Annotated in this window: 3 protein-coding genes; 1 reads left to right on the top strand and 2 read right to left on the bottom strand. The window is 66.3% G+C overall.

Translation table 11 applies throughout. From position 1 onward, the window contains the following. A partial coding sequence (locus Q0Q02_RS23090; RefSeq protein ID WP_293813092.1) for a TRAP transporter large permease occupies window positions 1-1007 on the bottom strand: 1007 nt, incomplete at its 3' end. 2 nt (window positions 1008-1009) lie between these two features. Next, window positions 1010-1558 carry a TRAP transporter small permease gene (locus Q0Q02_RS23085; RefSeq protein WP_293813090.1) on the bottom strand — a complete coding sequence of 183 codons (549 nt, stop codon included), beginning with the start codon at window positions 1556-1558 and terminating at the stop codon, window positions 1010-1012. A gap of 222 nt (window positions 1559-1780) precedes the next feature. On the opposite strand from Q0Q02_RS23085, the gene Q0Q02_RS23080 reads away from it, so the two are divergent. Next, on the top strand, window positions 1781-5380 hold the full coding sequence (locus Q0Q02_RS23080) for a hydantoinase B/oxoprolinase family protein (protein ID WP_293813088.1): 3600 nt from the start codon (window positions 1781-1783) through the stop codon (window positions 5378-5380). The last annotated feature ends 35 nt before the right edge of the window (window positions 5381-5415 follow it).

The following is a 5415-nucleotide window of genomic DNA, read 5'->3' as shown; positions in this document are numbered from 1 at the left end:
AGGCAGCCCAGGATGATGTACATGCAGGTCAGCGCCAGCACGAGCATATGCGGCGAGAGCGATTGGCCCTTGACCCAGTCGGCCAGCGCCGCCGGGATGCCGGTATAAGCCATCGCCGCGGTGCAGAAGGCGGCGCCGGCCAGGATCAGCATGATCATGCAGGTCAGGCGCGTCGCGCTCATCACGCTTTCGTAGAAGGTCTGCCAGGTCAGAGTGCCGCTCCACCAGGCCAGCACCAGCGCACCGGTGACGCCCCAGGCGGCGCATTCGGTCGCGGTCGCGAAGCCGAGCACGAGCGAGAGGAAGACGGCCGCGATCAGCAAGAGGCAGGGCGCCAGATTGGCCGACTGGCGCACCTTCGCCATGAAGGATAGCGGCGGATCGCGCGGCGGGACCTTGCTCGGGTTCAGCCAGGACCAGATGATGACGTAGCCCATGTAGAGCGCCATCACGAGGAGGCCAGGCAGAAAGCCGCCGAGGAAGACCTGTAGCACCGAGACATTGGCGGTGACGGCGTAGACCACCATCGGGATGGACGGCGGAATCAGCAGGCCGAGCGTGCCGGAGCCGGCAAGCGTGCCGATGCTGATGCCCTCGTCATAGCCGCGCTTCTTCAGCTCCGGCAGGGCGATCTTGCCGATGGTGGCACAGGTCGCGGCCGAGGAGCCGGAGACGGCGGCGAAGATGCCGCAGCCGACGATATTGGTATGGACCAGCCGGCCGGGCAACCATTGCAGCCAGGGCGAGAGGCCCTGGAACATCTGCGCCGAAAGCCGCGTCCGGAACAGAATCTCGCCCATCCAGATGAAGAGGGGGAGCGCGGCCAGTGTCCAGGAGGCGGAGGCGCTCCAGACCGTGGTCGCCAGCACCTGGCCGATCGGGATGTCGGTGACCAGCATCATGGCGAGCAGGCCGACGAGGCCGAGACCGACCGCGATCCAGACGCCGCTGGCGAGAATGAGGACGAGGAAGCCGAGCAGGACGATCGAAAGAACGGGGAGGCTCATGCTCAGACGCCTCCGCCCTGCGCCACGCGCTCGATCAGCTCTTCCGTCGTCGTCGGCGGCTCGGGCTCGTAGGTCGGCTTGCCGCCGCGCGCGACGATGACCCATTCCTCGACGACCGCGACCAGCAGGATCGCGAGGCCGGCGACCATGCCGAGCTGCGGGATCCAGAGCGGGATCGAGACCACGCCCGTCGACATGTCGAAGAACCGCCAGGAATCATAGGCGAGGACGCTGGCCTGCCAGGTGAAATAGCCGAGGAAGGCTGCCGCGATGGTCAGCGAGACCAGCTCGGCGATCCGGCGTGCCGGCCCGTGCAGGCGCTCCAGCAGCAGGCCCACCCGGATCATCTCGCCGCGCTTGAAGGTATGGGCGAGGCCGAGGAAGGCCATGGCGACGAGCGACCAGCCGGTGAAGTCGTCGCCCGAGGGTACGTTCAGGTTGATCTCGCGACCGACCGAAAGCAGCATCATCAGGGCGAAGATCGCGACGAGGAATAAGCCGGCGAGATAGCCCGCCAGCAGATAGAGCGTATCGAGCGTGCGGCGGATCATGGCGCGTGCCGCTCCCGCCGATCACGGGCGCCCGCGCCCCCGGTTGCCAGGGTTGCTCGCATCGTCGCATCCTCCACTTTCGCGCCGGCCCGGCCCCTCAGCCATGTTCCAGCCACAATCGGGATCGTAGCCGGCGGAATTTCCTTGTCAATAACTCATCGACGATTTATCGATGAAATGTCAGCGTAATCATGGCTGGCTTGACGAAGGGGAGAGCGTCTTATGTCGGCGGCCTATTGGGATTTCTGGATCGATCGCGGCGGTACCTTCACCGACGTGATCGGGCGCGATCCGGCTGGCAATCTCCATGCCAGGAAGCTGCTCTCCGAAAATCCCGGCGCCTATCGCGATGCCGCCGTGCAGGGCATCCGTGATCTCCTGGGCCTCAAGACCGGCGAGCCGATTCCGGCCGGGGCGGTCGGCGAGGTGCGCATGGGCACGACTGTGGCCACCAACGCGCTGCTGGAGCGCAAGGGCGACCGCACGCTGCTCGTCACCACCAAGGGCTTTCGTGATGCGCTGCGCATCGGCTACCAGGCGCGGCCCGACATCTTCGCCAAGCAGATCATCCTGCCCGAGGCGCTATATGATGCCGTCGAGGAGATCGAGGAGCGTGTGCTGGCCGATGGCACGGTCGAGCGCGCGCCCGACGAGGCTGCGATCCGCAGCGCGCTTCAGGCGCAATACGATGCCGGTTTCCGGGCCATCGCAATCGTCTTCATGCACGGCTACCGCTACACGGCGCATGAGCAAATCGCGGCCCGGATCGCCCGCGAGATCGGCTTCCCGCAGGTTTCGGTCAGCCATGAGGTCTCGCCGCTGGTGAAGCTGGTGGGCCGTGGCGACACCGCCGTGGTCGATGCCTATCTCTCGCCCATCCTCGGCCGCTATGTGCAGCAGGTTTCGGAGGAACTCGATGTCGCCCGCACCGGCGCGCGATTGATGTTCATGATGTCCTCGGGCGGCCTCACAGCCGCTGAGCTTTTCCAGGGCAAGGACGCGATCCTCTCCGGCCCAGCCGGCGGCGTGGTCGGCCTCGCCGAGACCGGCCGCTCGGCCGGCTTCGACAAGGTGATCGGCTTCGACATGGGCGGAACCTCGACCGACGTCGCTCATTTCGACGGCGAATATGAGCGCGCCTTCGAGACCGAGGTTGCCGGCGTGCGCATGCGCGCGCCGATGATGCTGATCCACACCGTCGCGGCCGGTGGAGGGTCCATTCTCCACTATGACGGTGCGCGTTTCCGCGTCGGCCCGGATTCGGCCGGGGCCAATCCGGGCCCGGCCGCCTACCGCCGTGGCGGGCCGCTCGCGGTGACCGACGCGAATGTCATGGTCGGCAAGCTGATCCCATCCTATTTCCCGGCGATCTTTGGGCCGAAGCAGGACGAGCCGCTCGATGTCGGCATCGTCCGCAACAAGTTCGCGATCCTTGCGGCCGAGGTCGGCGACGGGCGCTCGCCGGAGGAGGTCGCCGACGGCTTCATCCAGATCGCCGTCGCCAACATGGCCGAGGCGATCAAGAAGATCTCGGTGCAGCGCGGCTACGACATCACCCGCTATGCGCTGAACTCGTTCGGCGGCGCCGGCGGCCAGCATGCCTGCCTCGTGGCCGATGCGCTCGGCATCAAGACGGTGCTGCTGCACCCGTTCTCCGGCCTGCTCTCGGCCTATGGCATGGGGCTCGCCGAGATCCGTTCGACTCGCACATCGGCGCTGGACGTCGCTCTCGACGGCGAGGCGAAGGCCGCTATCGACGCCGTAGCCGCGAAGCTTGCTGCCGACACGAAGGCGGAGGTTGCGGGACAGGGCGTGGCCGAGGGCGATATCGCGATCCATGTGCGCGCCCATGTCCGCTATGCCGGCACCGATACGGCCATTGCAGTTCCGGCCGGGACGCGCGCCGCGATGCAGGAGGCCTTCCAGGGCGCGCACAAGGCGCGCTTCGGCTTCATGGACGAGACCAAGGCGCTGGTCGTCGAGGCCGTCGAGGTCGAGGCTGTCGGCGGTGGCGCGAAGTTCGAGGAAGCTGCTGCGGCCGAGCAGGCCGGCGAGCCGGTTGCCGCCGAGCGCACCCGTTTCTTCGCCAAGGGGCAGTGGCACGATGCGGCGATCGTGCGGCGCGAGGCGATGAAGCCCGGCGCGAGCGTCGCGGGACCCGCGATCATCATCGAGCCGAACCAGACCGTCGTCGTCGAGGAGGGCTGGAGCGCCAAGCTGACGGCCAAGGACCATCTCGTCCTCGTCCGCGTCAAGGCATTGGTCCAGCAGGCTGCGATCGGCACCAAGGCCGATCCGGTCATGCTCGAGATCTTCAACAACCTGTTCATGTCGATTGCCGAGCAGATGGGCGTGACGCTGCAGAACACCGCCTATTCCGTGAACATCAAGGAGCGGCTCGACTTCTCCTGCGCGGTGTTCGACCAGACCGGCGCGCTCGTCGCCAATGCCCCGCATATGCCGGTGCATCTCGGCTCGATGGACCGTTCGGTCGAGACGGTGATCGCCAATAATCCGGTGATCAGGCCGGGCGACGTCTATTGCTTGAACGCGCCCTATAATGGCGGCACCCATCTGCCCGACATCACGGTCTGTACCCCGGTCTTCGATGCCGAGGACAAGGACATCCTGTTCTGGGTGGCGAGCCGCGGCCACCATGCCGATGTCGGCGGCACCGCGCCGGGTTCGATGTCGCCGCTGGCGACCAATATCGAGGAAGAGGGCGTCTATATCGACAATTTCAAGATCGTCGATCAGGGCCGCTTCTGCGAGGAGGAGCTGGTCAAGATCCTGACCGGCGCGCGCTATCCGGTCCGCAACGTCGTGCAGAACGTCAACGACCTGAAGGCGCAGATCGCCGCCAACGAGAAGGGTCTGGCGGAGCTGAAGAAGATGATCGGCTCCTTCGGGCTCGACGTCGTGCAGGCCTATATGGGCCATGTCCAGGACAACGCGGCCGAGAGTGTCGCGCGGCTGCTCACCAAGCTGCACGATTCCGAATTCACCTATCCGATGGATCAGGGCTGCGCGATCAAGGTGAAGATCACCATCGACCGCGAGAAGCGCGAGGCGACGGTCGATTTCACCGGCACCTCGGAGCAGCGGCCGGACAATTTCAACGCCCCGGCGCCGGTGACGCGCGCCGCCGTGCTCTATGTCTTCCGGGTCATGGTCGACGATGCGATCCCGATGAACGCCGGCTGCCTCCGGCCGATCAAGATCGTGGTGCCGGATGGTTCGATGCTGGCGCCGCGCTATCCGGCGGCGGTGGTCGCGGGCAATGTCGAGGTGTCGCAGGCCGTGACGAACACATTGTTCGGTGCGCTCAAGGCGATGTCCTGCTCGCAGGGCACGATGAACAACCTGACCTTCGGCAACGACCAGTATCAGTATTACGAGACGATCTGCTCGGGCTCGCCGGCTGGCCCCGGCTTCAACGGCACCTCGGGCGTGCATGTCCACATGACGAATTCGCGCCTGACCGATCCGGAGATCCTGGAGACGCGCTTCCCGGTGGTGCTGGAGGATTTCCACATCCGGAAGGGCTCGGGCGGCAAGGGCGAATGGACGGCGGGCGACGGCACCAGCCGCACCATCCGCTTCCTCAAGACGATGGATTGCGCGATCCTCGCCTCGCACCGCAAGGTCCGGCCCTTCGGCGTGGATGGCGGCGAGCCGGGCGAACTCGGCAAGACGCTGGTACGCAGGCTCTCCGGGACGGTCGAGGAGCTGAAGCCCTCTGACCAGACCCTGCTCCAGGCCGGCGAGGCCGTGACGGTGATCACGCCGACGGCCGGCGGATACGGCAAGGCGAAGGGCTGAAATGGCAGCGGGCTGAGGTCTCTGTCACCTCAGCC

It is taken from the genome of uncultured Allobosea sp., from assembly GCF_945956895.1.
Classification (GTDB): domain Bacteria; phylum Pseudomonadota; class Alphaproteobacteria; order Rhizobiales; family Beijerinckiaceae; genus Allobosea.
Note: the sequence above shows the minus strand (reverse complement) of the source record. Positions and strands in the feature narration are given on the sequence as shown.